This window comes from Sinorhizobium chiapasense (assembly GCF_045277575.1).
In the GTDB taxonomy this organism is placed as follows: domain Bacteria; phylum Pseudomonadota; class Alphaproteobacteria; order Rhizobiales; family Rhizobiaceae; genus Ensifer; species Ensifer chiapasense_A.
In genome coordinates, this window is sequence record NZ_CP144205.1 from 3,298,357 (window position 1) to 3,322,099 (window position 23,743).

Annotated in this window: 23 protein-coding genes; 6 read left to right on the forward strand and 17 right to left on the reverse strand. The window is 63.2% G+C overall.

The window, feature by feature from the left end; all coding sequences use genetic code 11:
• Positions 1-52 precede the first annotated feature (52 nt).
• From QM996_RS15880 to sdhC, 11 genes are all read right to left on the reverse strand, one after another.
• Positions 53-3,049, reverse strand: coding sequence for a 2-oxoglutarate dehydrogenase family protein (locus QM996_RS15880; RefSeq protein ID WP_500268288.1), 2,997 nt, complete (start codon positions 3,047-3,049; stop codon positions 53-55).
• Between the two features lie 242 nt (positions 3,050-3,291).
• Positions 3,292-4,194, reverse strand: coding sequence for a succinate--CoA ligase subunit alpha (gene sucD / locus QM996_RS15885; RefSeq protein WP_058321727.1), 903 nt, complete (start codon positions 4,192-4,194; stop codon positions 3,292-3,294).
• A gap of 17 nt (positions 4,195-4,211) precedes the next feature.
• Entirely contained in the window at positions 4,212-5,405 is a 1,194-nt protein-coding gene (gene sucC / locus QM996_RS15890; RefSeq protein WP_500268289.1) for a succinate--CoA ligase subunit beta, read from the reverse strand.
• Positions 5,406-5,518: 113 nt separating this feature from the next.
• Positions 5,519-6,484 carry a malate dehydrogenase gene (gene mdh / locus QM996_RS15895; protein WP_113535265.1) on the reverse strand — a complete coding sequence of 322 codons (966 nt, stop codon included), beginning with the start codon at positions 6,482-6,484 and terminating at the stop codon, positions 5,519-5,521.
• A 211-nt stretch (positions 6,485-6,695) separates the two neighbouring features.
• Positions 6,696-7,823, reverse strand: coding sequence for a cell division protein ZapE (gene zapE, locus QM996_RS15900; RefSeq protein ID WP_500268290.1), 1,128 nt, complete (start codon positions 7,821-7,823; stop codon positions 6,696-6,698).
• 59 nt (positions 7,824-7,882) lie between these two features.
• A complete protein-coding gene (locus QM996_RS15905; RefSeq protein WP_500268291.1) occupies positions 7,883-8,428 on the reverse strand; it encodes a protease inhibitor Inh/omp19 family protein in 546 nt (181 codons plus the stop codon).
• A gap of 305 nt (positions 8,429-8,733) precedes the next feature.
• Entirely contained in the window at positions 8,734-9,513 is a 780-nt protein-coding gene (locus QM996_RS15910) for a succinate dehydrogenase iron-sulfur subunit (protein WP_429814957.1), read from the reverse strand.
• A complete protein-coding gene (locus tag QM996_RS15915; RefSeq protein ID WP_500268292.1) occupies positions 9,506-10,462 on the reverse strand; it encodes a hypothetical protein in 957 nt (318 codons plus the stop codon). Before QM996_RS15915 ends, QM996_RS15910 begins: the two co-directional genes overlap by 8 nt.
• Complete coding sequence (gene sdhA, locus QM996_RS15920; protein WP_500268293.1) at positions 10,462-12,303, reverse strand: succinate dehydrogenase flavoprotein subunit; 1,842 nt, start codon at positions 12,301-12,303, stop codon at positions 10,462-10,464. Before sdhA ends, QM996_RS15915 begins: the two co-directional genes overlap by 1 nt.
• A gap of 7 nt (positions 12,304-12,310) precedes the next feature.
• A complete protein-coding gene (gene sdhD, locus QM996_RS15925) occupies positions 12,311-12,691 on the reverse strand; it encodes a succinate dehydrogenase, hydrophobic membrane anchor protein (protein WP_500268294.1) in 381 nt (126 codons plus the stop codon).
• 18 nt (positions 12,692-12,709) lie between these two features.
• Entirely contained in the window at positions 12,710-13,102 is a 393-nt protein-coding gene (sdhC, locus tag QM996_RS15930) for a succinate dehydrogenase, cytochrome b556 subunit (RefSeq protein ID WP_173517759.1), read from the reverse strand.
• A 306-nt stretch (positions 13,103-13,408) separates the two neighbouring features.
• On the opposite strand from sdhC, the gene QM996_RS15935 reads away from it, so the two are divergent.
• Positions 13,409-14,203, forward strand: coding sequence for a hypothetical protein (locus tag QM996_RS15935; RefSeq protein WP_500268295.1), 795 nt, complete (start codon positions 13,409-13,411; stop codon positions 14,201-14,203).
• A 20-nt stretch (positions 14,204-14,223) separates the two neighbouring features.
• Here the strand turns inward: QM996_RS15935 and QM996_RS15940 are convergent, their stop codons facing one another.
• The 6 genes from QM996_RS15940 to tsaD all read right to left on the reverse strand — a co-directional run bounded on the left by QM996_RS15940 (position 14,224) and on the right by tsaD (position 18,417).
• A complete protein-coding gene (locus QM996_RS15940; RefSeq protein WP_500268296.1) occupies positions 14,224-14,637 on the reverse strand; it encodes a DUF1761 domain-containing protein in 414 nt (137 codons plus the stop codon).
• Positions 14,638-14,688: 51 nt separating this feature from the next.
• Positions 14,689-15,354, reverse strand: a complete 666-nt coding sequence (locus tag QM996_RS15945) for a class I SAM-dependent methyltransferase (RefSeq protein WP_500268297.1) — start codon at positions 15,352-15,354, stop codon at positions 14,689-14,691.
• A 63-nt stretch (positions 15,355-15,417) separates the two neighbouring features.
• Complete coding sequence (locus tag QM996_RS15950; RefSeq protein WP_429814939.1) at positions 15,418-15,849, reverse strand: EVE domain-containing protein; 432 nt, start codon at positions 15,847-15,849, stop codon at positions 15,418-15,420.
• 6 nt (positions 15,850-15,855) lie between these two features.
• Positions 15,856-16,149 carry a YciI family protein gene (locus QM996_RS15955; protein WP_500268298.1) on the reverse strand — a complete coding sequence of 98 codons (294 nt, stop codon included), beginning with the start codon at positions 16,147-16,149 and terminating at the stop codon, positions 15,856-15,858.
• Positions 16,150-16,225: 76 nt separating this feature from the next.
• On the reverse strand, positions 16,226-17,209 hold the full coding sequence (locus QM996_RS15960) for an NAD(P)H-dependent glycerol-3-phosphate dehydrogenase (protein ID WP_500270332.1): 984 nt from the start codon (positions 17,207-17,209) through the stop codon (positions 16,226-16,228).
• 113 nt (positions 17,210-17,322) lie between these two features.
• Positions 17,323-18,417 carry a tRNA (adenosine(37)-N6)-threonylcarbamoyltransferase complex transferase subunit TsaD gene (gene tsaD / locus QM996_RS15965; protein ID WP_500268299.1) on the reverse strand — a complete coding sequence of 365 codons (1,095 nt, stop codon included), beginning with the start codon at positions 18,415-18,417 and terminating at the stop codon, positions 17,323-17,325.
• A gap of 74 nt (positions 18,418-18,491) precedes the next feature.
• Between tsaD and hemC the strand changes: the two genes are divergently transcribed.
• The 5 genes from hemC (at position 18,492) to QM996_RS15990 (ending at position 23,742) form a co-directional block, all read left to right on the forward strand.
• Positions 18,492-19,421, forward strand: a complete 930-nt coding sequence (gene hemC, locus QM996_RS15970; RefSeq protein WP_500268300.1) for a hydroxymethylbilane synthase — start codon at positions 18,492-18,494, stop codon at positions 19,419-19,421.
• A 4-nt stretch (positions 19,422-19,425) separates the two neighbouring features.
• On the forward strand, positions 19,426-20,139 hold the full coding sequence (locus QM996_RS15975) for a uroporphyrinogen-III synthase (protein ID WP_500268301.1): 714 nt from the start codon (positions 19,426-19,428) through the stop codon (positions 20,137-20,139).
• 156 nt (positions 20,140-20,295) lie between these two features.
• Complete coding sequence (locus QM996_RS15980; protein ID WP_500268302.1) at positions 20,296-21,570, forward strand: COG4223 family protein; 1,275 nt, start codon at positions 20,296-20,298, stop codon at positions 21,568-21,570.
• A gap of 11 nt (positions 21,571-21,581) precedes the next feature.
• Entirely contained in the window at positions 21,582-23,234 is a 1,653-nt protein-coding gene (locus QM996_RS15985) for a heme biosynthesis protein HemY (protein ID WP_500268303.1), read from the forward strand.
• A gap of 25 nt (positions 23,235-23,259) precedes the next feature.
• Complete coding sequence (locus tag QM996_RS15990) at positions 23,260-23,742, forward strand: tellurite resistance TerB family protein (RefSeq protein WP_500268304.1); 483 nt, start codon at positions 23,260-23,262, stop codon at positions 23,740-23,742.
• The last annotated feature ends 1 nt before the right edge of the window (position 23,743 follow it).

Genomic DNA, 23,743 nt, shown 5'->3' on the forward strand with positions numbered 1-23,743 from the left:
TTTGTTCCGTTGATCAGATATCTGTTTCTGTTGGCTCAGAGCGAGGGGAGCATCAGCCCCCCAGCGCGTCCTCGAGGAAAGCGGCAAGCTGCGCCAGGTGCTTCGACATCAGGCCCGTCGCCGGCGAGGCGGCGGCCGGACGGCCGGTGTAGCGCACGCGCTGATACTTGGCGTCGATATGGGCGAGAACCCATTCGAGATAGGGGTCGATGAACGACCAGGCGCCCATGTTCTTCGGCTCTTCCTGGCACCAGACCATCTCCGCATTGCGGAAGCGGCTGAGCTCGTTGATGAGCGCCTTGGCCGGGAACGGATAGAGCTGCTCGACGCGCAGCAGGTAGACGTCGTCGATGCCGCGCTTTTCGCGCTCTTCGAGCAGGTCGTAGTAGACCTTGCCCGAGCAGAGCACGACGCGACGGATCTTCGAGTCCTTCTGCAGCTTGATCGGACCATCCTTGATGACTTCGGCGTCGTCCCACAGCAGGCGGTGGAAAGAGCTCTCGCCGGCCATTTCCGACAGGCTGGAGATCGCCCGCTTGTGGCGCAGCAGCGACTTCGGCGTCATCAGGATCAGCGGCTTGCGGAAGTCGCGCTTCACCTGGCGGCGCAGGATGTGGAAGTAGTTCGCCGGCGTCGTGACGTTGGCGACCTGCATGTTGTCTTCGGCGCAGAGCTGCAGGAAGCGTTCGAGGCGGGCGGAGGAGTGCTCCGGACCCTGGCCCTCATAGCCGTGCGGCAGCAGGCAGACGAGACCCGACATGCGCAGCCACTTGCGTTCGCCCGACGAGATGAACTGGTCGAAAACGACCTGTGCACCGTTGGCGAAGTCGCCGAACTGGGCTTCCCAGAGCGTCAGCGCGTTCGGGCGGGCGAGCGAGTAGCCGTATTCGAAGCCGAGGACCGCCTCTTCGGAGAGCATCGAGTTGATGACTTCGTAGCGGGCCTGTGTCGGCGAGAGGTTCGCGAGCGGAATGTAGCGCTCTTCGGTCTGCTGATCGTAGAGCACCGAATGGCGCTGCGAGAAGGTGCCGCGTTCGCAGTCCTGGCCCGAAAGACGGATCTTGGTGCCTTCGGTGACGAGCGTACCAAAGGCGAGCGCTTCGGCCATTGCCCAGTCGATGCCCTCGCCGGTCTGGATCATGTTGGCGCGGTTTTCCATGAAGCGCTGGATGGTGCGGTGCGCGTTGAAGCCTGCCGGGATCTCCGAGATCTTGCGGCCGACTTCCTTGAGCTGCTTCATCGGCACCGAGGTCTTGCCGCGGCGCTGTTCGTCCTGGTTGTCGGCCGAGCGCAGGCCAGACCAGGCACCGTCCAGCCAGTCGGCCTTGTTCGGCTTGTAGGACTGGCCGGCCTCGAACTCCTGCTCGAGATGGGCGCGCCAGTCGGCCTTCATCTTCTCGACTTCGCCTTCGGAGATCAGGCCTTCGGCGATCAGTCGGTCCGAATAGAGCTGGACGACGGTCTTGTGGGCGCGGATGACCTTGTACATCTTCGGCTGGGTGAACGCCGGCTCGTCGCCTTCGTTGTGGCCGAAGCGGCGGTAGCAGAACATGTCGATGACGACCGGCTTGTGGAACTTCATCCGGAATTCGGTCGCGATCTTGGCCGCATAGACAACGCCTTCCGGATCGTCGCCGTTGACGTGGAAGATCGGCGCTTCGATCATCTTTGCGACGTCGGACGGATAGGGCGACGAACGCGAGAAGGCGGGATTGGTGGTGAAACCGATCTGGTTGTTGATGATGAAGTGAACGGTGCCGGCAACGCGGTGGCCGCGCAGGCCCGAAAGGCCGAGGATTTCGGCGATCACGCCCTGGCCGGCAAAAGCGGCGTCACCATGCAGCAGCAGCGGCATGACCTTGGAGCGCTCCCGCAGCGGTATGATGTCGCCTTCGAAGACGGTCGCCATCTGGTCCTGCTTGGCGCGGGCCTTGCCCATGACCACAGGGTTGACGATTTCGAGGTGCGAGGGGTTCGCCGTCAGCGACAGGTGAACCTTGTTGCCGTCGAATTCGCGGTCGGAGGAAGCGCCGAGGTGGTACTTCACGTCGCCCGAACCTTCGACGTCGTCAGGCGCGTAGGAGCCGCCCTTGAACTCGTGGAAGATCGCGCGGTGCGGCTTGGCCATGACCTGGGAAAGCACGTTCAGGCGGCCGCGGTGAGCCATGCCGAGAACGATTTCCTTGAGGCCTTCCTGGCCGCCACGCTTGATGATCTGCTCGAGCGCCGGGATGACGGACTCGCCACCGTCGAGACCGAAGCGCTTGGTACCCTTGTACTTGACGTCGATGAACTGCTCGAAGCCTTCGGCCTCGATCAGCTTCTGCAGGATCGCCTTCTTGCCTTCCGGGGTGAATTCGACGCCCTTGTCCGGCCCTTCGATGCGTTCCTGAATCCAGGCTTTCTCGTCCGGGTTCGACATGTGCATGAACTCGACGCCGATCGTCGAGCAATAGGTGCGCTCGAGGATTTCGACCATCTCGCGGATGGTCGCGTATTCGAGGCCGAGCACGTTGTCGATGAAGATCTTGCGGTCGAGATCCTTGTCCTCGAAGCCGTAGTTCGAGGGCGAAAGCTCGTTGTAGTCCTCGACCGGGGCAGCAAGGCCGAGCGGGTCGAGCTTGGCATGCAGGTGGCCGCGGGCGCGATAGGCGCGGATCATCATGATGGCGCGGACGGAATCGCGCGTCGCCTGATGGATATCGGCCGCGCTGACGGCAACACCGGCGGCAGCGGCGGCTTCCTCAACCTTCGCCTTGACCTTCTTTTCGATGACCTTTTCGACCGTACCCCAGTCGCCATCGAGCGCGGAGACGAGTTCGCCATTGGCCGCGATCGGCCAGTTGTTCTTTTTCCAGGAGGCGCCCTTGGCTGCCTTCACGACATCTTCCGGCCGGTCGGCGAGCGCCTTGAAGAAGGCCTGCCATTCGGCCGACACGGACGCCGGCTCCGTTTCATAGCGTGCTTGGAGCTGCTCGATATAGGCGGCATTGGCGCCGTCCAGAAACGAAGTGAGCTGGAATTGCTCGTTGGCCTCTTGCCTTGTCATGGTCTCACGCGGACTGATCTGTCCGCCTCCTGACTGAAGTTGGGTTGCCGGGTATCCCGGTCGTTCATGTTCGTTCGGCGCGTCCGGGCGCCGGGCCTTTTCCTACGGCGCCGCGCATAGAAAGAACGCGCCGGGTCACCGTGGCAGTCATTGCCGCATGTCCTGATCTTCAATCAGCCAAGGAAACACGCGGGCTGCAGGTTGCCCGGGCCGGATAGGCCGGCCCGGGCATAGTCTTGAGATCAGCCCTTGAGGACTTCGACCAGCGTCTTGCCGAGACGGGCCGGCGACGGCGACACGCGGATGCCAGCCTGCTCCATCGCAGCGATCTTGGATTCCGCATCGCCCTTGCCGCCGGAGACGACGGCGCCGGCATGACCCATGGTGCGGCCCTTCGGCGCGGTACGGCCCGCAATGAAGCCGGCCATCGGCTTCTTGCGGCCCTTCTTGGCCTCGTCGATGAGGAACTGCGCCGCATCCTCTTCGGCCGAGCCGCCGATTTCGCCGATCATGATGATCGAGGTCGTGGCCTCGTCCGCCAGGAACATCTCCAGCACGTCGATGAACTCGGTGCCCTTGACCGGGTCGCCGCCGATGCCGACGGCCGTCGTCTGGCCGAGGCCTTCGTTGGAGGTCTGGAACACGGCTTCATAGGTCAGCGTACCGGAGCGCGAGACGATGCCGACCGAACCCTTGCGGAAGATCGACCCCGGCATGATGCCGATCTTGCATTCTTCCGGCGTCAGGATACCGGGGCAGTTCGGGCCGAGCAGGCGCGACTTGGAGCGGTCGAGACGGGCCTTGACGCGCACCATGTCGGCAACCGGAATGCCTTCGGTAATGCAGGTGATGAACGGGATTTCCGCATCGATCGCCTCGATGATCGCGTCCGCGGCGCCTGCCGGCGGAACATAGATCACGGATGCGTCCGCACCGGTCTTTTCACGGCCTTCGGCAACCGAGGCGAAGATCGGCAAGGTTTCGCCCTTGGAGCCGGTCCAGGTTTCGCCGCCCTTCTTCGGGTGAATGCCGCCGACCATCTGCGTGCCGTAATAGGCAAGCGCCTGTTCGGTATGGAAGGTGCCGGTCTTGCCGGTCAGGCCCTGAACGAGGACCTTGGTGTTCTTATTGACGAGAATCGACATGTGGTCTGGTCCTTCAGTTAGCCGTTGATCGCGGCGACGATCTTCTTGGCAGCGTCATCCAGATCGTCGGCGGCGGTGATCGCCAGGCCGGATTCGTTCAGGATCTTCTTGCCAAGCTCGACATTCGTGCCTTCGAGACGAACGACCAGCGGAACCTTGAGGCCGACTTCCTGTACGGCCGCAACGACACCTTCAGCGATGACATCGCACTTCATGATGCCGCCGAAGATGTTGACGAGGATGCCCTCGACCTTCGGGTCGGCCGTGATGATCTTGAAGGCTGCCGCGACCTTATCCTTGCCGGCGCCGCCGCCGACGTCGCAGAAGTTCGCCGGCTCCTTGCCGTAGAGCTTGATGATGTCCATCGTCGCCATGGCAAGACCCGCGCCGTTGACCATGCAGCCGATGTTGCCGTCGAGCGCCACATAGGCGAGGTCCCACTTGGAGGCCTCGATTTCCTTGGCGTCTTCTTCGGTTTCGTCGCGCAGTGCCTTGATATCGTCGTGGCGGAAGAGCGCGTTGCCGTCGAACGAGACCTTGGCATCGAGAACGCGCATGCGGCCGTTCTTCATGACGATCAGCGGGTTGATCTCGAGCAGGCTCATGTCCTTCTCGACAAAGGCCTTGTAGAGGATCGGGAAGAGCTTTTCGGCGTCAGCCTTGGCTTCGCCTTCGAGCTTCAGGGCCGAGGTGAGCTTGGCGAGATCAGCGGCGGTGACGCCAGCTTCCGGGTTGATCGCGACGTTGACGATCTTTTCCGGCGTGTCGTGCGCAACAGCCTCGATGTCCATGCCGCCTTCCGTCGAAACGACGAAGGCGATCTGGCCGACCGAGCGGTCAACGAGCAGCGAAAGATAGAGTTCGCGATCGATGTCGGCGCCATCCTCGATGTAGAGGCGGTTTACCTGCTTGCCGGCGGGGCCGGTCTGCGCGGTGACGAGCGTATTGCCGAGCATTTCCTTGGCATGAGCCTTGGCTTCATCGATCGAGAAGGCAAGACGAACGCCGCCCTTGGCGTCGGCGGAAAGTTCCTTGAACTTGCCCTTGCCGCGGCCGCCGGCATGGATCTGGCTCTTGACGACGTAGAGCGGGCCCGGGAGCGACTTGGCAGCGGCTTCAGCTTGATCGGCGGAGAAGATCGCGACGCCTTCCGCGACCGGTGCGCCGTAGCTCTTCAGCAGAGCCTTGGCCTGATATTCATGAATGTTCATGGTGTTTTTCCTGTCTGGAGCATTTCGCAGGCAGGTGAAACACCTGCCATCGCACAAATGCGGCAAAAACAATGAGGTTGAGCGGATTTGGGCATCCGCTCAACGGGACGCGATTACTGCTTCAGGCTCGGAGCAATGCCGATGCAGGCTTCGCAAAGACCGGCGACCGAAGCGACCGACTTGTCGAAAGCTTCCTTCTCGGCCTTGTTGAGATCGATTTCGATGATGCGCTCGACGCCGCCGGCGCCGATAACGGTCGGAACGCCGACATACATATCCTTGACGCCGTACTGGCCGGTCAGGTGAGCGGCGCAGGGCAGAACGCGCTTCTTGTCCTTGAGGTAGGCTTCGGCCATTTCGATCGCCGAAGCGGCGGGGGCGTAGTAGGCCGAACCGGTCTTCAGCAGGCCGACGATTTCGGCGCCGCCGTCACGGGTGCGCTGGATGATTTCTTCGAGGCGCTCCTTGGTAACCCAACCCATCTGAACGAGGTCGGTCAGCGGGATGCCGGCAACGGTCGAGTAGCGGGCGAGCGGCACCATGGTGTCGCCGTGGCCGCCGAGAACGAAGGCGGTGACGTCCTGGACCGAGACGTTGAATTCCTGGGAAAGGAACAGGCGGAAGCGCGAGCTATCGAGAACGCCGGCCATGCCGACGACCTTGTTCTTCGGCAGGCCCGAGAACTTCTGCAGCGCCCAGACCATGGCGTCGAGCGGGTTGGTGATGCAGATGACGAAGGCGTTCGGAGCGTACTTCTTGATGCCGGCGCCGACCTGTTCCATGACCTTGAGGTTGATGCCCAGCAGATCGTCGCGGCTCATGCCGGGCTTGCGCGGAACGCCGGCGGTGACGATGCAGACGTCAGCACCTTCGATTGCCGAATAGTCGCTGGCGCCGGTGAGGTTGGCGTCAAAGCCTTCGACCGGGGAGGACTGGGCAATGTCGAGGCCCTTGCCCTGCGGAATGCCGTCGGCGATGTCGAAGAGGACGATGTCGCCCAGTTCCTTCAGGCCGGCGAGATGCGCCAGCGTACCACCAATCATCCCTGAACCGATAAGTGCGATCTTGTTGCGCGCCATGAAAGTGCTTCCTTTGTGATCCCAATATGATCGAGGCCTGAAACGCGGCAAACGCCAAACCTTCGCCGAAAGCCATTAAACGGCAAATGGTAAAATATCAAACGATACTTTTGGATAGAGCAATTTCAATCGGTTAGAACATAAAATTCTTACGTAAACGTAAGAATTTCCGTCACGAGTGCGTCATGAAACAGCACGATTAGCAGGGTGCTCAGCGGGCATATTCTTCGCTTTGCATCTCGATCAGGCGCGAAACCGTGCGATCGAACTCGAAGCCTTCCGTGCCCTTCTTCTGGGTCAGCAGATCCTGTGGCTCGGCCGCGGCCGAAGCGAAAAGACGGGCGCCGTTATCGTAGAGCGTATCGACCAGGAGGATGAAGCGCTTGGTCTCGTTGCGCATGTGGGGACCCAGATGCGGCACGTGATCGACGAAAATCGTCGAATAGCGTTCGAGGATGGCCAAATAGTCCGCCGCGCCGAGCGGCTGCTGGCAAAGGTCGGCGAAGGTAAAGCGGGCGCTCTTTCCGGAGGCGACCGGCACATGGATCTTGCGACCCTTGCGCGGCACCTCGGCGGGGCCGGCCAGGCCGTTGCCGGTCTCCTGGATCCAGGCCCGCGCCATCGCGGCATCCGCTTCGGCGCCGAGCGGCGAGAGCCAGACCGGGCTGCCGTCCGTCTTCGTCAGGCGGTAGTCGGTGTCCGTGTCGAGGGAGATGACCTCGGCATTGGCCTTCAGGAGATCGATGAAGGGCAGGAACAGTCCGCGATTGAGGCCATCGCGATAGAGATCGTCCGGCGCCACGTTCGACGTCGCGACCAGGACGCAGCCCTTCGAGAAAAGCTCGCCGAATAGCCGCCCAAGGATCATCGCATCGGCGATATCGGTAACCGAGAACTCGTCGAAGCAGAGCAGCCGCGCCTCGCCGAAAAGCTCCGAGGCGACGGGCGGGATCGGATCGGCCTGCTTCGTCTCGCCGTTCTTCAGCTTCTGGCGGTGCCTGTAGATGCGCTCGTGCACGTCGGCCATGAACTCATGGAAATGCGCCCGACGCTTGCGCTGGATCGGCACGGTATCGAAGAATAGATCCATCAGCATGGTCTTGCCGCGCCCGACGCCGCCATGGATGTAGAGGCCCTTGACCGGCGGATGGTCTTTCTTGCGTGAGGCGAACAGCCAGCCGAGCGCATTGGTCTTGCGCGACGGGCGGCTGGCCAGCAGCTCCGCGGAAAGATGGTCGAAACGCCGCGCAATTGTAAACTGTGCGGGGTCGCGCTTGCGCTCGCCGCTCTCAACGAGCGTTTCGAGCTTGCGGTAGATACTGTCGTCAGGATTGAGCACGTCTCACCCGAGATGGGCCGGAAAACAAAAGCCCGGCGCGAGACCGGGCTGAAAAAGCGTCAGCGGCTGAGGCTGACCGGCTGGCCGCCATTGGTCGAGCCGTCGAAACGGGCGTCGGCCGTCTTGTAGAGACGGGCGATGGCGTTGCCGCTGCGGTCCTTGAGAACCACCTGCTTGCCGGCCACTTCCCAGGACCCCATGGTCGTCAGCTCACCGGCGCAGCCACGCGTGCCGCCGCGCGAGCCGGAGCCGAGATTGGTAAGCGTCAGGAACATGTCGCAGGAGCTGCCGGCGCTCGATACGCGCCAGTTGCCGACCATCGACTCCTTGGTGACGTCAAGTCCGCCGCCCGCCGCCGCAGCGACCTGCGTGCCGGGCTGCTGAACCGTGCCGGGCGTCATTGTCCCGCTCGTCGGTGCAGCCGGGAATTGCGAAGTGTTTCCGGTCGGCGCCGGAAGCTGGTTCGACGAAACCGAGGGAACCGGTGCGGCTTGAATGGGAGCGGGTGAAGCATCCTGGGAACTGAAACCGCCCATCGATGTCCGCTGGCATCCGGTCAGCGCAAGCACAACTGCCAGCCCCGCCGCCGCATGAAAAACCCGCATATCCCTACTCCTGTTCGTGTTCGCGAACCATGATGCAACGCGATAATATAGGCCGAAATACAGCAAATCCACCGGCCAAATCAAGGGACGACGATTCCTGCCGACCTGTTGCAGGATTGAAACGTCTGGCCGAAGTGCGAAGCCGGCTTGTGCCACACGCTCCTCCAACGCGAGTCGCGAGCGACGATCTTCTGATACGCGCCCCACAATCACGGATTGCTCGCCCGGCATCGCCGGCCAGCATGTCAAAATGAAAGCGGCGGGCCCGGAGCCCGCCGCTTTCGCAATCGAATACTGCCTGTCGATCAGACGCGGCGCTCGACCAGCATCTTCTTGATTTCGCCGATCGCCTTGGCCGGGTTCAGGCCCTTCGGACAGGCCTGCGCGCAGTTCATGATCGTGTGGCAGCGGTAAAGGCGGAAGGGGTCCTCGAGATTGTCGAGACGCTCGCCGGTCGCTTCGTCGCGGCTGTCGATCAGCCAGCGATAGGCCTGCAGCAGAACCGCCGGACCGAGGTAACGGTCGCCGTTCCACCAATAGCTCGGACAGGAGGTCGAGCAGCAGGCGCACAGAATGCACTCGTAGAGGCCGTCGAGCTTCAGGCGATCCTCGTGGCTCTGCTTCCATTCCTTGGCCGGCGTCGGCGACACCGTCTTCAGCCACGGCTCGATCGAGCGGTGCTGGGCGTAGAAGTTCGTCAGATCCGGCACCAGGTCCTTGACAACCGGCATGTGGGGCAGCGGATAGACCTTCACCGCGCCCTTGATCTCGTCCATGCCCTTGGTGCAGGCGAGCGTGTTGGTGCCGTCGATATTCATCGCGCAGGAGCCGCAGATGCCTTCGCGGCAGGAGCGCCGCAGCGTCAGCGTCGGGTCGATCTTGTTCTTGATATAGAGCAGACCGTCGAGCACCATCGGGCCGCAATCGTCGATATCGATATAGAAGGTATCGATACGCGGATTGGCGCCGTCATCCGGGTTCCAGCGATAGATGCGGTATTCGCGAACGTTGGTCGCGCCCTGAGGCTTCGGCCAGACCTTGCCTTCCGTCATCTGCGAGTTCTTGGGGAGAGCGAGTTCAACCATCGTTAGTTGCCACCTTCACAATTTCGAGAATCGTATTGATGTCTTCCGATTCATCGGACAATTCGTAAATGCGTTCGACCATTGAAACCGGGCTGAAATCATCGCTCTCGACGAGCCAATCTTTTAGCACCTTGCTTTCAATGAGTTCGGGGTAATTGCCGAGCAGAGCTATAACCAACTCGTAAGCAATCGCTGTCAGTGCTATGAGCATTGCATATGCGGTTGCTTTAAACTGGGGGGTGGCTAGCCACGCTCCAGAATATCCGTCGTCGTTGGACGTGATCACTTTCGCATGTGCATTGTAACCCCAGTGCACATGGTCACTCATCCATCCGTAAAGGCGACCCACTGTCCGGAACTTCGCTGCCGTAATGCCCATGCATTTAGTCGTTTGGGTTTTCTGGACTTTCTCGGCGTCGTCAATTCCTCGAATGACATAAACCCATGCTAGCTGCTCAAGAATCATTCTTGCAATGGCGACGGCTTCAAATAGAGCGCCCTTGTCGGCCTCCGCGAACGCGCGCCTGAAACTATAGTCGGCTCTGATAAGAGTGAGGTCTCCTATCCATTCACCGACAGTCGGTTCCCTACCTAACAAAGGTGGATACGAGTTGATTGCTGCTTGTATTGCAGTGAGACGTGAGAAACATGCCCGCTTGTACCCGCGGTCAAGCCTAGACTCTGCCCCCGGATCCTCCTCATAACGGATATCCTTGAGGTAGGTCCGCCGAACATGATCGATCGACTTATTTCGCAGAGAGTAGGTTACAATTGCAGCACTAATCATCTCGCGTAGTGACGCGGGATAACTATAGTCAATTCCAACTTCATATCCGGCCTTGTTTACAGGAGCCTCGAAGTCCTTCTGCGTAAAAATTGGGAACGCTGCGTAGAGCCCAGAGCGCTCACGCGCATCTGGGTCGAGTGCAGTTTGTTCCGCTCTGAACACTAGTACACCCGGGCCTTGGGCTCGATCTTCTTGGGATCGATGCCTTCGGCGATCAGGCCGGTATGAACCGGACGATAGTCGAGCTTGACGTCGCCGGCCTCATTGACCCAGGCGAGCGTATGCTTGCGCCAGTTGACGTCGTCACGGCCGCCGAGCGGACCTTCGGTGAAGTCCTCGCGGGCGTGCGAGCCACGGCTCTCCTTGCGCGCCTCGGCACCGTAGATCGTCGTGATGGCGTTGGCCATGAGGTTTTCGAGTTCCAGCGTCTCGACGAGATCGGAGTTCCAGATCATCGAGCGGTCGGTGACCTTGACATCGGGCATCTCCTTCCAGATCGCCGAGATGCGCTTGCAGCCCGATTCCAGCGATTCCTGGGTGCGGAACACGGCTGCGTCTTCCTGCATGGCGCGCTGCATCTTTTCGCGCAGCACCGCCGTTGGCGTGCCGCCATTGGCGTTACGCAGGCGGTCGAAGCGGTCCATGATCCGGTCGCAGGCAACCTTGTTGAGTTCCGGTATCGCCTCGTTGCGGTCGATGACCTGGCCGGCACGGATCGCGGCGGCGCGGCCGAAGACCACGAGGTCGATCAGCGAGTTGGAGCCGAGACGGTTGGCGCCGTGCACCGAAGCACAGCCGGCTTCGCCCACCGCCATCAGGCCGGGCGCGACCCGCTCGGGGTTCTGGCTGTCGGCGTTCAGGACTTCGCCCCAATAGTTGGTCGGCACGCCGCCCATGTTGTAGTGCACCGTCGGCAGAACCGGGATCGGCTCGCGCGTCACGTCGACGCCGGCGAAGATCTTCGCCGATTCCGAGATACCCGGCAGGCGCTCGTGCAGCACGGCCGGATCGAGGTGATCGAGATGCAGGAAGATGTGGTCCTTGTTCTTGCCGACGCCGCGACCTTCGCGGATTTCCATCGTCATGCAGCGCGAGACGACGTCACGCGAGGCAAGGTCCTTGGCCGAGGGCGCGTAGCGCTCCATGAAGCGCTCGCCTTCGGAGTTGACGAGATAACCGCCTTCGCCGCGTGCGCCTTCGGTGATCAGGCAGCCCGCGCCGTAGATGCCGGTCGGGTGGAACTGAACGAACTCCATGTCCTGCAGCGGCAGGCCGGCGCGCGCGATCATGCCGCCGCCGTCGCCCGTGCAGGTATGCGCCGAGGTCGCCGAGAAGTAGGCGCGGCCGTAGCCGCCGGTCGCCAGCACCACCATCTTGGCGGAGAAGCGATGGATCGTGCCGTCGTCAAGGTTCCAGGCGACGACGCCGGTGCAGCGGCCGTCATCCGACATGATCAGGTCGAGCGCGAAATACTCGATGAAGAACTCGGCGTTGTTGCGCAGCGACTGGCCGTAGAGCGTGTGCAGGATCGCGTGGCCGGTACGGTCGGCGGCAGCGCAGGTACGCTGAACCGGCGGGCCTTCACCATAGTTCTGCATGTGGCCGCCGAAGGGCCGCTGGTAGATCTTGCCTTCTGCGTTGCGCGAGAACGGCACGCCGTAGTGCTCGAGCTCATAGACCGCCTTCGGCGCTTCCATGGCGAGATACTGCATGGCGTCGACGTCGCCGAGCCAGTCGGAACCCTTGACTGTGTCGTAGAGGTGCCACTGCCAGCTGTCCGGCGTCATGTTCTGCAGCGAGGCGGCGATGCCGCCCTGGGCGGCGACCGTGTGCGAGCGGGTCGGGAAGACCTTGGTGATGCAGGCGGTCTTCAGACCCTGCTCGGCCATGCCGAGGGTCGCGCGCAAGCCGGCGCCGCCGGCGCCGACGACGACGACGTCGAAGGCGTGATCGACATATTGATAGGCCTTGCCGTTTGCAGCGGGTGAACTGTTCGATGCCATGGCGAAATTACCCTGCAAAAGCGATCTTCAGAATGGCGAAGAGACAGAGCCCGCCAACCGCGATCGCGAAAAACGTATTGAGCATGAGAAGGGCGATCTTCATGCCTTCGCCATGCACATAGTCCTCGATGATCACCTGCATGCCGATACGCATGTGGACCAGGCCCGAGAGCACGACGAGGGCCATGACGACCGCGACGAAGGGGTTTGAAAGCGCGGCGACGACATCCGCATGGGGCGCGCCGGCGTAACGAACGAGGAAGATAACGAAGAAGGTCAGCAGCGGAACGTTGGCGACCGCCGTCAGGCGCTGGCGCCAGAAGTGATCGGTGCCTTCCTTGGCCGAGCCGAGGCCGCGGACCTTGCCGAGAGGTGTGCGCATATCCATGGGTGTCTTTCCTCTCAGTTAGCGGACGAGATAACCGACCACCCAGATCAGCAGCGTCAGCGCCACCGAACAGATGATCGTCGCCTTGGCCATCTTCGTGGCGAAGTGCTTCTCGTAGCCGTAGCCGAGATCCCAGACGAAGTGGCGCAAGCCCCCGAGCATGTGGTGCACCAGCGCCCAGGTATAGCCGAAGAGCACCAGCTTGCCGATCAGCGTGCCGAACAGCCAGCTGACCCAATCGTAGTAGGCCGCACCCGATGCGGCGGCGATCAGCCACCAGGCAACGAGGATGGTGCCGAAGTAGAGCGCGCCGCCGGTGATGCGGTGCACAATGGACATCACCATCGTCGGGATCGGTTTATAGATTTGAAGATGCGGCGAGAGTGGCCGGCTTCTTGTGACATTCGTCATCGGAACCTCACGGAATGCCCGGATTTTCGCCCAAGAAACTGGACGGTTTTAGTCCGGTATCGCACCTGATTGTGCGCAATTCAGTCATTCGGACCTTTAATCACCATAATGCTTAACGACAAGTGTGTTTGCGGTGCAAAATCAATTTAATCGATTAGACGAATTGCGCCATTTTCCTGCCTGCCGGAGACATGGGCATCCGTTAACGATAGCAGCAAAAAGCCAAGCAATTCCGTGACTTTCCGGCGAAAGTGGCCCAAGGTGAGCTTAACGATTTGTTAAGCGTCATTCCGGAGGGCGAACAGAATGACTCTGTTCAGGGCAATCCATGCGACCAAAGTGCTAGCGCTCGCCGGCCTGGTCATCGCCACGACCTGCATCCCCCTGGAGGCCCGCGACTGGGGCGGAGCACGCGGCTTTCAGACGCGCACCAACCATATCCGCATGTATTCGGACCGCTCAGGCTATCGCAACGGCTGGAACCGCAATCACATGCCGCGTCGCGACTGGATGGCCAACAATGGGCTGCCGGAAGTGAACACGCGCACCCGGCATGTTCGGCTCCCCCGATATCGCCCCTACCCCGGCCCCTATGCCGGGCGCTGGGAGCATCGCGGCGGATGGGTTCGTGACAGGGCAGGCAATGACATCTGGACATCCGGGGGCCGCCGCCACGACGGTCGCCCACGCATCGCCGATGGACTGCCGGAAGTCGAGACACGCACGCGGCATGTTCTCCTCCCGCAATACCGCCCCTATCCCGATCGCTGGGGCAACGGCGGCGGCTGGGTTCGCGACCGCGCCGGACGCGAGATCTGGACATCCGGCGGCCAGCGCCGCGACTATCGCCCGAGCTATTATGGCGGCGATGAATATCCGGACATCATCCCGGGCATCGGCACCTATGTCGGCGGCATTTCCGCCTATGTCGACCTCGGCAACGGCATCTATTTCAACCAGGAAGGTGATTACGGCTATGCCGACGGCGGGGAGTATGCGCCGCCACCGCAGACGAAACGCGGCAAGATCATCAATGTCACGCCGCAAACGATGAACGGTTCCTGCGCCTATGAACACGGCGTCTGCGTGATCCGGCGGTAGTCGCAGCGCCTCCGGCCGGATCAGCCCGATACGCCCATGGCGCCGATGATGGCGCCCATCGCCAGAAGCACGAGCAGCCAGTGCACCCCATCGATCAGCGACAGGTCCCAGCCGAAACCCTGATAGCGATGATTGACGACGAGGGTCGTGGCGACGAAGCCGAGCCAGAGGAAGAAGGCCGAGGCGATGCCGTTGACGAGTGTCACCTCGCCCGGACCGAGGTGGCCAACGACACCGGCGACCATGGTCGCCATCACCAGTTCCGAGGCGAAGGAAATGGCGAAGAGTACCGGCGACATCTGCGCGCTCGCGGGATCGATGCGCGCGGCCTTCATCCAGGGTTTGCCGAGAATGCCGTAGTAGCCGGCACCGATGACGAAAGCTGCGATGGCGGCAATCAGCACCGCCAGATAGTTCATGCCCGCAAATGCCATATCCGATCCCCTAGTTTTTTTGACGGATTGGAATCGAAGGCCTTTGGGCTGTCAACCGTCCGTGTTCGCAGCAGCCCCGAAGCGCCAGACGGTCGTGCGCTTGACCTCGCTGTCTTCCAGTGCCCGCGTCACGGGAACCTCGTAAGTCGCGAGCGCCGTCATCATCTCGCGCGGGCAATAGGCGCGGCCGGGATCGCCGACGATCACCGTCACGCCTTTCGCCGCCAGATCCGAAAACCACGGCTTCAGCCGGTCGGCGAAAGCCTTGTCGTAGAAAACGTCGCCGGCGAGGCAGACATCGGCCTGAAGGTCGCGGCCGGTCACGTCCTCGCCCGTATAGGAGAGCGTGACGCCGTTGAGATCGGCATTGAGCCGGACCGCCGTTTCCGCCCAGGGATCGATATCGGCGGCAAGAACGGAGGCCGCACCCGCCTTCACCGCGGCGATCGCCACCAGACCGGAGCCCGAGGCGAAATCGACGACCCTCCTGCCGCGCACCACCTCCGGATGATCGAGGATATAGCGCGCAAGCCCCTGCCCACCGGCCCAGGCAAAGGCCCAGAACGGTGGCGGCAGGCCGATCTCCTGCAATTCCTCCTCCGTCTTCAGCCAGAGCTCATGCGCCTCGGTTGCCAGATGCAGGCGAACCTCTGGCACGTGCGGCGGCGAGAGCACGCCGGTATTGGCGAGAATGAAGCTTTCCGGATCGGTCTTCAAACAACTCTCCAAGCGTGGTCCGAAAGGCGGGAACCGGTGTCGGACAAATCATGCGGGAAAAAACTACCGCGGCGGATTGTCGAGCCCGCCCATACGGCAGACCTCGATCCATTCGTCCTCGGTCACCGGCTGCACCGAAAGGCGCATCGAGGTGACGAGCGACATCTTGGCGAGCTTCGGATTGTCCTTGATTTCCTTCAGCGTCACCGGACGCGGCATATCCATCACCGCGCGGATGTCGACGCAGTCCCAGCGAGCGTCACCCTCTGCGGTCGAATCCGGGTGCGAAAGCGCTGAGACCTCGGTGATGCCGACGATCTCCAGGCCCTCGTTTGAGTGGTAGAAGAAGCCCTTGTCGCCGATCTGCATCGCCCGCATGTTGTTGCGCGCCTGATAGTTGCGCACGCCGGTCCACTCGGTGCCCTTGGCGCCCGCGTCCTTCTGCATCTGCCAGGACCATTTGAATGGTTCGGACTTGTAGAGCCAGTGCGCCATCGCCTCTCAAGCCTCCGGATTGTTGAAGACCCAGTTGAAGGCCTTGATCTCGACATTGGAGAAAAGACCCGCCTTGGCATAGGGATCGGCCTCGGCAAGGGCGCGGGCTTCGTCAATGGTCTCGGCCTTGACGATCACCAGGCTGCCGGTCGGCTTGCCGTCGTCACCGATGAACGGGCCTGCCATTTTCAGGATGCCCTTGGCATTGAGATCATTGAGATAGGCAACGTGATCGGGGCGGGTATCGAGCCGAAGCTGCAGGGCGCCTGGCTGGTCGGTGCAATGAAGTGCGAAGAGCATGCTTCCTCCTGGAGTTGTCGTTTGGCGCGGGATGCAAGCGGAAACCGCCTTACACTTTTCCCATCCCGCTGCCGGATTATTCCTGAGTAATCGGGCGTGTCATCAATTGTTCGAGTGCGGTGCGGACATCGAGCTTGCCGTCGATGATCGCCGCCACCGCTTCGGTGATCGGCATTTCAACCCCGAGATCATCGGCGACACGGGCGGCGACCGAGGCAGCAAACGCCCCTTCGACCAGCTCGCTGGTGCGCCCATCGGCGCGGCCGTTCTTGCCGAGCGCGATGCCGAAGCGCAGGTTGCGCGACTGGTGGCTGGTGGCCGTCAACACGAGGTCGCCGAGGCCGGAGAGCCCGCGCACCGTATCGGCCTCGCCACCCTCGGCGGCAATGAAGCGCGACATTTCGGCAAGGCCGCGCGAGATCAGCGCTGCGCGGGCGGAATCGCCGAGACCAGCGCCCTCGACGATACCGCAGGCGATGGCCAGCACGTTCTTGAGCGCACCGCCGAGCTGGACCCCGATGCGATCCTCCGACGGGTAGAGACGGAAGGTCGGGCCTGAAAGCACCTCTGCCAACATCGTCGCCGTTTGGGCATCGGCCGCAGCGATCACCATCGCAGTCGGCAGACCCTTGGCGATGTCGGCAGCGAAACCGGGACCCGAGAGCACGCCGATCGAACGGCCGGGCAATTCCTCCGACAGGATATCGGTCAGCAACCGGCCGGTCGCCTGCTCCATGCCCTTGGCGCAGGTGACGATCGTGGCGGCGACATTGATCTGCGGGCCATATTGCCGCGCCGCATCGCGATGCGCCTGGGACGGCATCGCGAAAAGAACGACCTCGGCATCAGCCAGAACGGAGACATCGGCCGTATGTTTCAGCGCTGCAGGCAGGTCGATGCCCGGCAGGTGATCCTCGTTGCGACCGGTGCTTTGGCACGCCGCTACGGTCTCCTGGCGGCGAGCGAGCAACGTCACGTCGCTGCCTGCGGCCGAGGCCGCAACCGCGGCGAGCGCGGTGCCAAAGGCACCGGCACCGACGACGACGATCTTGGGCCCGATCTTGGAATTATCGTTCATTCTCTATCCGTCACATTCTGCATCATGCCGGGCTGAGCCCCTGACCAGGTCCCTCATGCCCTTGGCTGAATTCTTCATGCCCTTGGCTGAGTTCGTCATGCCTTGGCGCCGCGTTTGCCGGAGCCAAGCAGTGCCTGTGCCTGGGCGTCGAGCGGCCAGCGCGAGCGCGGCGCGACGTCGAGGCCATCGGCCGCCATGCCCGCCGCCAGGCGTTCCGCACCGGCCCAGGCGATCATCGCGGCATTGTCGGTGCAGAGCGAAAGCGGCGGCGCGATAAACTCGAAACCGGATTGGGCGCACAGGGTCTGCAGCGTCGAACGCAGCACCTGGTTGGCGGCAACGCCGCCGGCAACCACCAGCACCGGGCGCGCCACGCCGGCATGCTCCGCCTTGAAGCGCTTCAGCCCGCGACCGACGCGATCCTTGAGCGTGCGCGAAATCGCACGCTGGAAGGAAGCGCAGATATCGGCGATATCCTCATCCGTCACCGGCTCCAGCGATTGCGCCGCCTGGCGCACCGCCGTCTTCAGACCCGAAAACGAGAAATCGAGCCTTGCGTCACCGACGAGGGGACGCGGAAAATCGAAACGTTCGGGGTTGCCGGCAAGTGCCGCACGCTCCACCGCCGGGCCGCCCGGATAGGGAAGGCCGAGCAGTTTCGCCGTCTTGTCGAAGGCTTCGCCAAGCGCATCGTCGATCGTCGTGCCCCAGCGTTCGTATTCGCCGACGCCCTTGACGAGGATGAGCTGCGTATGACCGCCGGAGACGAGCAGCATCAGATAGGGGAAGGAGAGCCCGTCGGTCAGGCGCGCCGTCAGCGCGTGGCCTTCGAGATGGTTGACGGCGTAGAGCGGCTTGCCCGTGGCCCGCGCGATCGCCTTGCCGGTCATCAGCCCAACGATCAGGCCGCCGATCAGACCGGGACCACTTGTCGCAGCGATGGCATCGATGTCCGAAAGCGTCACACCGGCGCGCAGCAGCGCTTCCTCGATCAGGGTATCGAGCGCCTCGACATGGGCGCGCGCGGCGATCTCCGGAACCACGCCGCCATAGGCGCTATGCTCTTCGAGCTGGCTGAGAACGACATCCCCGAGAATGTGGCCCTTGCCGTCGGAATCGCGCAAAATGACGGAAGCGGCGGTTTCGTCGCAGCTTGTTTCTATGCCGAGGATGCGCAGGGGCGGAGACATCAGAGTATACTCAAAGATTGCGGTCGCACCGAAAGGTGGGTACACGGAACTCCGGTAACAATGGATAGCCTTTGATGCAAACAAAACCTTTCCGGATCGGCACGCGCGGCAGCCCGCTGGCGCTCGCTCAAGTCCATGAAACGCGCGATCGGCTCGCAGCGGCGCATGGCCTGGCGCCGGAAATGTTCGAGGTCGTCATCCTCTCGACCAAGGGCGACCGGATCACCGACCGCTCGCTCGCCGAGATCGGCGGGAAGGGCCTGTTCACCGAAGAGATCGAGCAGCAGTTGCTGTCGGGCGAGCTCGATTTTGCCGTGCATTCGTCCAAGGACATGCCGACGAAGCTGCCGGACGGGCTCTGTCTTTCCGCCTTTCTGCCGCGCGAGGATATCCGCGACGCCTTCATCGGCCGCACGGCGCGCAAGCTGATGGAACTGCCCGAAGGCGCGACCGTCGGCTCCTCGTCGCTGCGCCGCCAGGCGCTGATCCGCCGGCTGCGGCCGGATCTCGACGTCATCACCTATCGCGGCCAGGTGGAAACACGGCTGCGAAAGCTCGCCGAGGGCCAGGTGGACGCAACGCTCCTCGCCTATGCCGGCCTGAAGCGGCTCGGCATGACCGACGTGGTGACCGAATTGCTCGATCCCAAGGATTTCCCGCCGGCCCCGGCACAAGGCGCGATCTGCATCGAGAGCCGGATCGGCGACAGCCGTATCAACGACCTGCTCGCCGCGATCGATGATCCGCGCACGCACGAGGCGGTCGCCTGCGAGCGCGGTTTCCTGGCGACGCTCGACGGTTCTTGCCGCACGCCGATCGCCGGTCTCGCCACCTCGGATGGCACCCATCTCAGTTTTTCCGGCATGATCCTCACACCGGACGGCCAGACGCATCATCGCGTCACGATCGAAGGCAAGGCCACCAACGCCGAAGCGCTCGGCAAGAAGGCGGGCGAGGAAATCCGCGCCAAGGCCGGTCCCGGCTTCTTTGCAAGCTGGACCTGAGCCGATGCGCGTGCTCGTCACCCGGCCGCTTCCCGCCGCCGAGGCGACGGCACGCCGGCTGCAGGCTGCCGGCCACCAGCCGATCCTCCTGCCATTGATGCAGGCCACGCATCTCACGGCCGTTGCCAGCGCCGCGCTCGAACAACCATTTGCCGCCATCGTCCTGACCAGCGCCGAAGCCGTTCGGGTGCTCGCAGCGCTGGGCAGTGAAATGGAAAAGCACCTGAAAACACCGTGCTTCTGCGTCGGCGAAGCGACCGCGCGCGCGGCAGGGGAACTTGGCTTCACCGATATCCGCGTCGGCGACGGCGCCGGCGAGGCGCTGGCCGGCCTGATCGTTTTGGCCGCCGGCACCTTGCCAAAACAGCCCCTCCTCTACCTGACCGGCTCGCCTCGCTCCGACGGTCTCGAGAGCACGCTCCGCCAGCACGACATCGAACATAGAACGGTCGAATGCTATCGCATGGAACCGATCGCGCACCCACCCGGTGCGTTGCAGGATCTCACGCAAGCCAGCCGACCCGACGCCGTCCTGCTCTATTCGCGGGAGACGGCTCGACGGCTGGCGACGTTGCTGTTGCAGGCCGGTCTGGACGCTGCGTCCTTCGCCCCGCGCTACCTTTGCCTGAGCGCTGCCGTTGCCGAGGCGCTGCCGGGCAACGCCATGTCGCAGATCGCCGCAAGGCCCGATGAAGAAAGCCTTTTTAGATTGCTCTAAACCGGAATGAGGAGATGTGTGGCCGGTTTTCCGCCCGCATTCCGCGTTAGTCCGATGCCGATTCGGCCAAAATCGGAACGGAGGGGCTTTCCCTCACCGGTCCGGCTGACTAGGTTTGAAAGAAGAGCCGACAGGCACCAACGGGAAGAGGTCACCATGGTATCGGAAAACCCGCCGCGCCGCTCGAAGTCCGAGAAGGAACCGCTGACGATCGACCTCGAAGCGGAAAAAACCGTTGCGGAATCAGAAGCCGAAGCCAGCCGCGAGACGGTGACGGACGTGGCAGCCGCAAGCCCGGCGGGCGATGCAAAGGCGGATGACACGGCAACGGACAGCAGCGACGACAGCGCCGCCGGATCGCGCCTGGAAGAAGAGATCGAGGAGCAGCGTGCCGATGCGGCCGCAGCCGTCTTCGCCGAAGAGCCACCCCACGCGGCACCTGAACCGGAGCCGACGCTGCGGCAGAAACCGGTATCGAACTCAGGCGCGCTTGCGGCCGGCATCGTCGGCGGCCTCGTGACGCTGCTCGGCTTCGGCGGCCTGCAATATGCGGGCATCGTCCCAGGCCTTGGCCCCGATCGTGGCGCTTCCGGCATCGAGCAGAACGTCTCCGGGGAGTTGCAGGCCCTGCGCGACCAGATCGCAGCACTCCCCACGTCCGCAGCAGTCGTCGACAACACGGCGCTCGAAGCCCGTATCGCCGCCCTGGAGCAGTCTGCCCCCCAACCCGGCACGAACGGGGCGCCGGGCGCCGAGGTCGAAACGCTGAAGGCGGAGGTCGACACGCTCACCAAGGAGCTTGCAGGCCTGAAGGCGGCGCTTGCCGATGCGCAACAGGCGGCAACCGCCGAGAAGGCCGAGCTCACGAGCCGCATCGAATCCGCCGAACAGAAGCTCAACGAGCCGGTCAACGACATCCAGATGGCCAAGGCGGTTGCAGTCACGGCGCTGAAGTCGGCAATCGATCGCGGTGGCCCCTTCCTTGCCGAACTCGACGCCCTGCGCAGCATCGCACCGGAAGAGCCGGCCGTCGCCGCTCTGGCTAAGGATGCCCAGGTCGGCGTGCCGACCCGCACCGACCTGCGCCGAGATTTCCCGAGAACCGCCGACGCCATGCTCGACGCCCTCAATCAGCCCGATCCGAACGAGGGCATCTTCGACCGGCTGGTGTCCAGCGCCATGTCCGGCATTCGCGTGCGCCCCGTCGGCAGTGTCGAGGGTGAAACGCCCGAAGCCGTCATCGCCCGCATCGAGGACAAGCTGAACAACGGCGATCTCAAGGGCGCCGCTCTGGAGTGGGATGGCCTGCCGGATGGCGCCAAACCGGCGGGCGAGACCTTCAAGGCCAAGCTCGACCAGCGTTTGCGTGTCGAAGCCGCGATCGATGCCGCCGTCGCCGCGACGATGGCAAAGCCAGGCACAGAGGGCTGAGGGTACCAGATATGATCCGCATTCTGATTTTCATCCTGATCGTGCTCGGTCTCGGCCTCGGCTTCGCGTGGCTCGCGGATCGACCGGGTGAACTTTCGCTGATCTGGCAGGGGCAGCTCATCGAGATGAGCCTGATGCGCGCTGCGTCACTTCTGATCTCGCTAATCGCTGCCGTGCTGATCGCCGTCTGGCTGGTGCGCACCATCTGGCTCTCGCCGCACACCGTCACCCGCTATTTCCGGGCACGCAAGCGCGACCGTGGCTACCAGGCGCTTTCGACCGGCCTGATCGCCGCTGGCGCCGGCGACGCCAATCTTGCCCGCAAGATGACCGCCCGCACCCGCGGATTGATCAGCGCCGACCAGGAGCCGCTAATCCACCTGCTCGAAGCGCAGACCGCCCTCATCGAAGGCAAGTACGATGATGCGCGCCGCAAGTTCGAGCTGATGGCAGACGATCCGGAGACCCGCGAGCTCGGGCTCCGTGGCCTCTATCTCGAAGCCAAACGCCTCGGCGCCCACGAGGCCGCCCGGCAATATGCCGAACGCGCCGCCGAGAAGGCACCGCATTTGCCCTGGGCAGCGCTCGCGACGCTCGACAGCCAGAGCCAGGCCGGACAGTGGGACGATGCGCTGCGTCTCCTCGACCAGAGCCGCGCGGCCCATGTGGTCGACCGCAAGGAAGCCGACCGCAAGAAGGCCGTGCTCCTGACCGCAAGGGCCATCACCAGGCTCGACGGCGACGTGAAGGCGGCGCGCGACGATGCGCTCGCTGCACTGAAGCTCGACGAACATCTGGTGCCGGCGGCGCTGACGGCGGCCAAGGCACTGTTTCGCGAGGACAACCTGCGCAAGGGAACCTCGATTCTCGAAAAGAGCTGGAAGCACGATCCGCATCCGGACGTGGCGCGGCTCTACGTGCGCGCCCGCGGCGGCGACACCGCCGTCGACCGGTTGAAGCGGGCGCGAAAGCTCGAAGCCCTGAAGCCCAACAATGCCGTGGCGATGGCTGCCGTCGCCGAAGCCGCGCTCGAAGCACGCGAACTGCTTCTGGCCCGCACCAAGGCGGAAGCCGCCGCCCGGCTCGACCCGACCGAGAGCGTCTTCCTGCTACTCGCCGATATCGAAGAGGCGGATACCGGCGACGAGGGCCGCATCCGCCACTGGATGGCGCAGGCGCTGCGCAGCCCACGCGACCCGGCCTGGACTGCCGACGGCGTGACGTCACCGACCTGGCTGCCGGTCTCGCCGGTCAGCGGGCGGCTCGATGCGTTCGAATGGAAGGCGCCGCCCCATACGCTTTCGGCGACCGTCGACCACGAGCAATCGAATGCCGACGAGGCGATCCGCAGTCTGCCGCCGGTGGCGGTGGAGCCGCATGCGCATGAACCGGCACCCGCAGCCCGCCGCAGCGAAACGCCGGTCATCCTCGAGGCCGAACGGGAGGAGGCACGCCCGGAACCGCAGCCGATCAAGGTTACGGAGCGCAAGCCATCCGAGCCGATAGCCGACAAGGCTCCGGTCAAGAAGACGGAGAAGGAAGAGGTTACCGACGGCGAGCGTATACCCGATCCCTTCTTCGGTCGTCCGCCGGATGATCCCGGCGTGCGCGATCCAGCCGCCGGCGAGAGGGCGCCGGAAAAGACTGGTTTCCGACTGTTTTGAACTCTCATGGGTTGTGGCGAAATACATGTTTGAACGCTTACGAACGTTTCTCGACGGCCTGACGGGCCCAGCGACGCGGATAGAGCATGGCGATCCGCGCGTGGCCGTCATCGCCCTCTGTTTCCAGGTGATGGAGGCCGACGGCCGGATCCTTGCGTCCGAACGGCGCAAGATGCGGTCAGTCATCAAGAAACACTACAAGCTCGACGATGCCTCGCTTGCCGCGCTGATCGAAGCGGGGGAGACTGCGGAAAGCGAGGCGATCGACTTCTACCAGTTCACCGCCGAGATCAAGCGCCACCTCTCGGAGGAACAGCGGATCGAACTCGTCGGCATGCTCTGGGATATCGTCTATGCCGATGGCGAGCGCAGCGAGATGGAAGACCACGTGATCTGGCGGATCGCCGATCTGCTCGGCGTCTCCGGTCGCGATCGGGTGCTGCAGCGGCAGGTGGCTGCGGCAAGAAGCGACGCCGTCGAAGAAGCCGAGCCGCAACAGGGAAACTGAA

What these genes read in the sequence shown, in the direction of transcription:
- QM996_RS15880 (WP_500268288.1), bottom strand. Translation starts at nt 3,049, where the DNA reads ATGACAAGGCAAGAGGCCAACGAGCAATTCCAGCTCACTTCGTTTCTG.
- sucD (WP_058321727.1), bottom strand. Translation starts at nt 4,194, where the DNA reads ATGTCGATTCTCGTCAATAAGAACACCAAGGTCCTCGTTCAGGGCCTG.
- sucC (WP_500268289.1), bottom strand. Translation starts at nt 5,405, where the DNA reads ATGAACATTCATGAATATCAGGCCAAGGCTCTGCTGAAGAGCTACGGC.
- mdh (WP_113535265.1), bottom strand. Translation starts at nt 6,484, where the DNA reads ATGGCGCGCAACAAGATCGCACTTATCGGTTCAGGGATGATTGGTGGT.
- QM996_RS15905 (WP_500268291.1), bottom strand. Translation starts at nt 8,428, where the DNA reads ATGCGGGTTTTTCATGCGGCGGCGGGGCTGGCAGTTGTGCTTGCGCTG.
- QM996_RS15910 (WP_429814957.1), bottom strand. Translation starts at nt 9,513, where the DNA reads ATGGTTGAACTCGCTCTCCCCAAGAACTCGCAGATGACGGAAGGCAAG.
- sdhA (WP_500268293.1), bottom strand. Translation starts at nt 12,303, where the DNA reads ATGGCATCGAACAGTTCACCCGCTGCAAACGGCAAGGCCTATCAATAT.
- sdhD (WP_500268294.1), bottom strand. Translation starts at nt 12,691, where the DNA reads ATGGATATGCGCACACCTCTCGGCAAGGTCCGCGGCCTCGGCTCGGCC.
- sdhC (WP_173517759.1), bottom strand. Translation starts at nt 13,102, where the DNA reads ATGACGAATGTCACAAGAAGCCGGCCACTCTCGCCGCATCTTCAAATC.
- QM996_RS15935 (WP_500268295.1), top strand. Translation starts at nt 13,409, where the DNA reads ATGACTCTGTTCAGGGCAATCCATGCGACCAAAGTGCTAGCGCTCGCC.
- QM996_RS15940 (WP_500268296.1), bottom strand. Translation starts at nt 14,637, where the DNA reads ATGGCATTTGCGGGCATGAACTATCTGGCGGTGCTGATTGCCGCCATC.
- QM996_RS15950 (WP_429814939.1), bottom strand. Translation starts at nt 15,849, where the DNA reads ATGGCGCACTGGCTCTACAAGTCCGAACCATTCAAATGGTCCTGGCAG.
- QM996_RS15955 (WP_500268298.1), bottom strand. Translation starts at nt 16,149, where the DNA reads ATGCTCTTCGCACTTCATTGCACCGACCAGCCAGGCGCCCTGCAGCTT.
- tsaD (WP_500268299.1), bottom strand. Translation starts at nt 18,417, where the DNA reads ATGTCTCCGCCCCTGCGCATCCTCGGCATAGAAACAAGCTGCGACGAA.
- hemC (WP_500268300.1), top strand. Translation starts at nt 18,492, where the DNA reads ATGCAAACAAAACCTTTCCGGATCGGCACGCGCGGCAGCCCGCTGGCG.
- QM996_RS15975 (WP_500268301.1), top strand. Translation starts at nt 19,426, where the DNA reads ATGCGCGTGCTCGTCACCCGGCCGCTTCCCGCCGCCGAGGCGACGGCA.
- QM996_RS15980 (WP_500268302.1), top strand. Translation starts at nt 20,296, where the DNA reads ATGGTATCGGAAAACCCGCCGCGCCGCTCGAAGTCCGAGAAGGAACCG.
- QM996_RS15985 (WP_500268303.1), top strand. Translation starts at nt 21,582, where the DNA reads ATGATCCGCATTCTGATTTTCATCCTGATCGTGCTCGGTCTCGGCCTC.
- QM996_RS15990 (WP_500268304.1), top strand. Translation starts at nt 23,260, where the DNA reads ATGTTTGAACGCTTACGAACGTTTCTCGACGGCCTGACGGGCCCAGCG.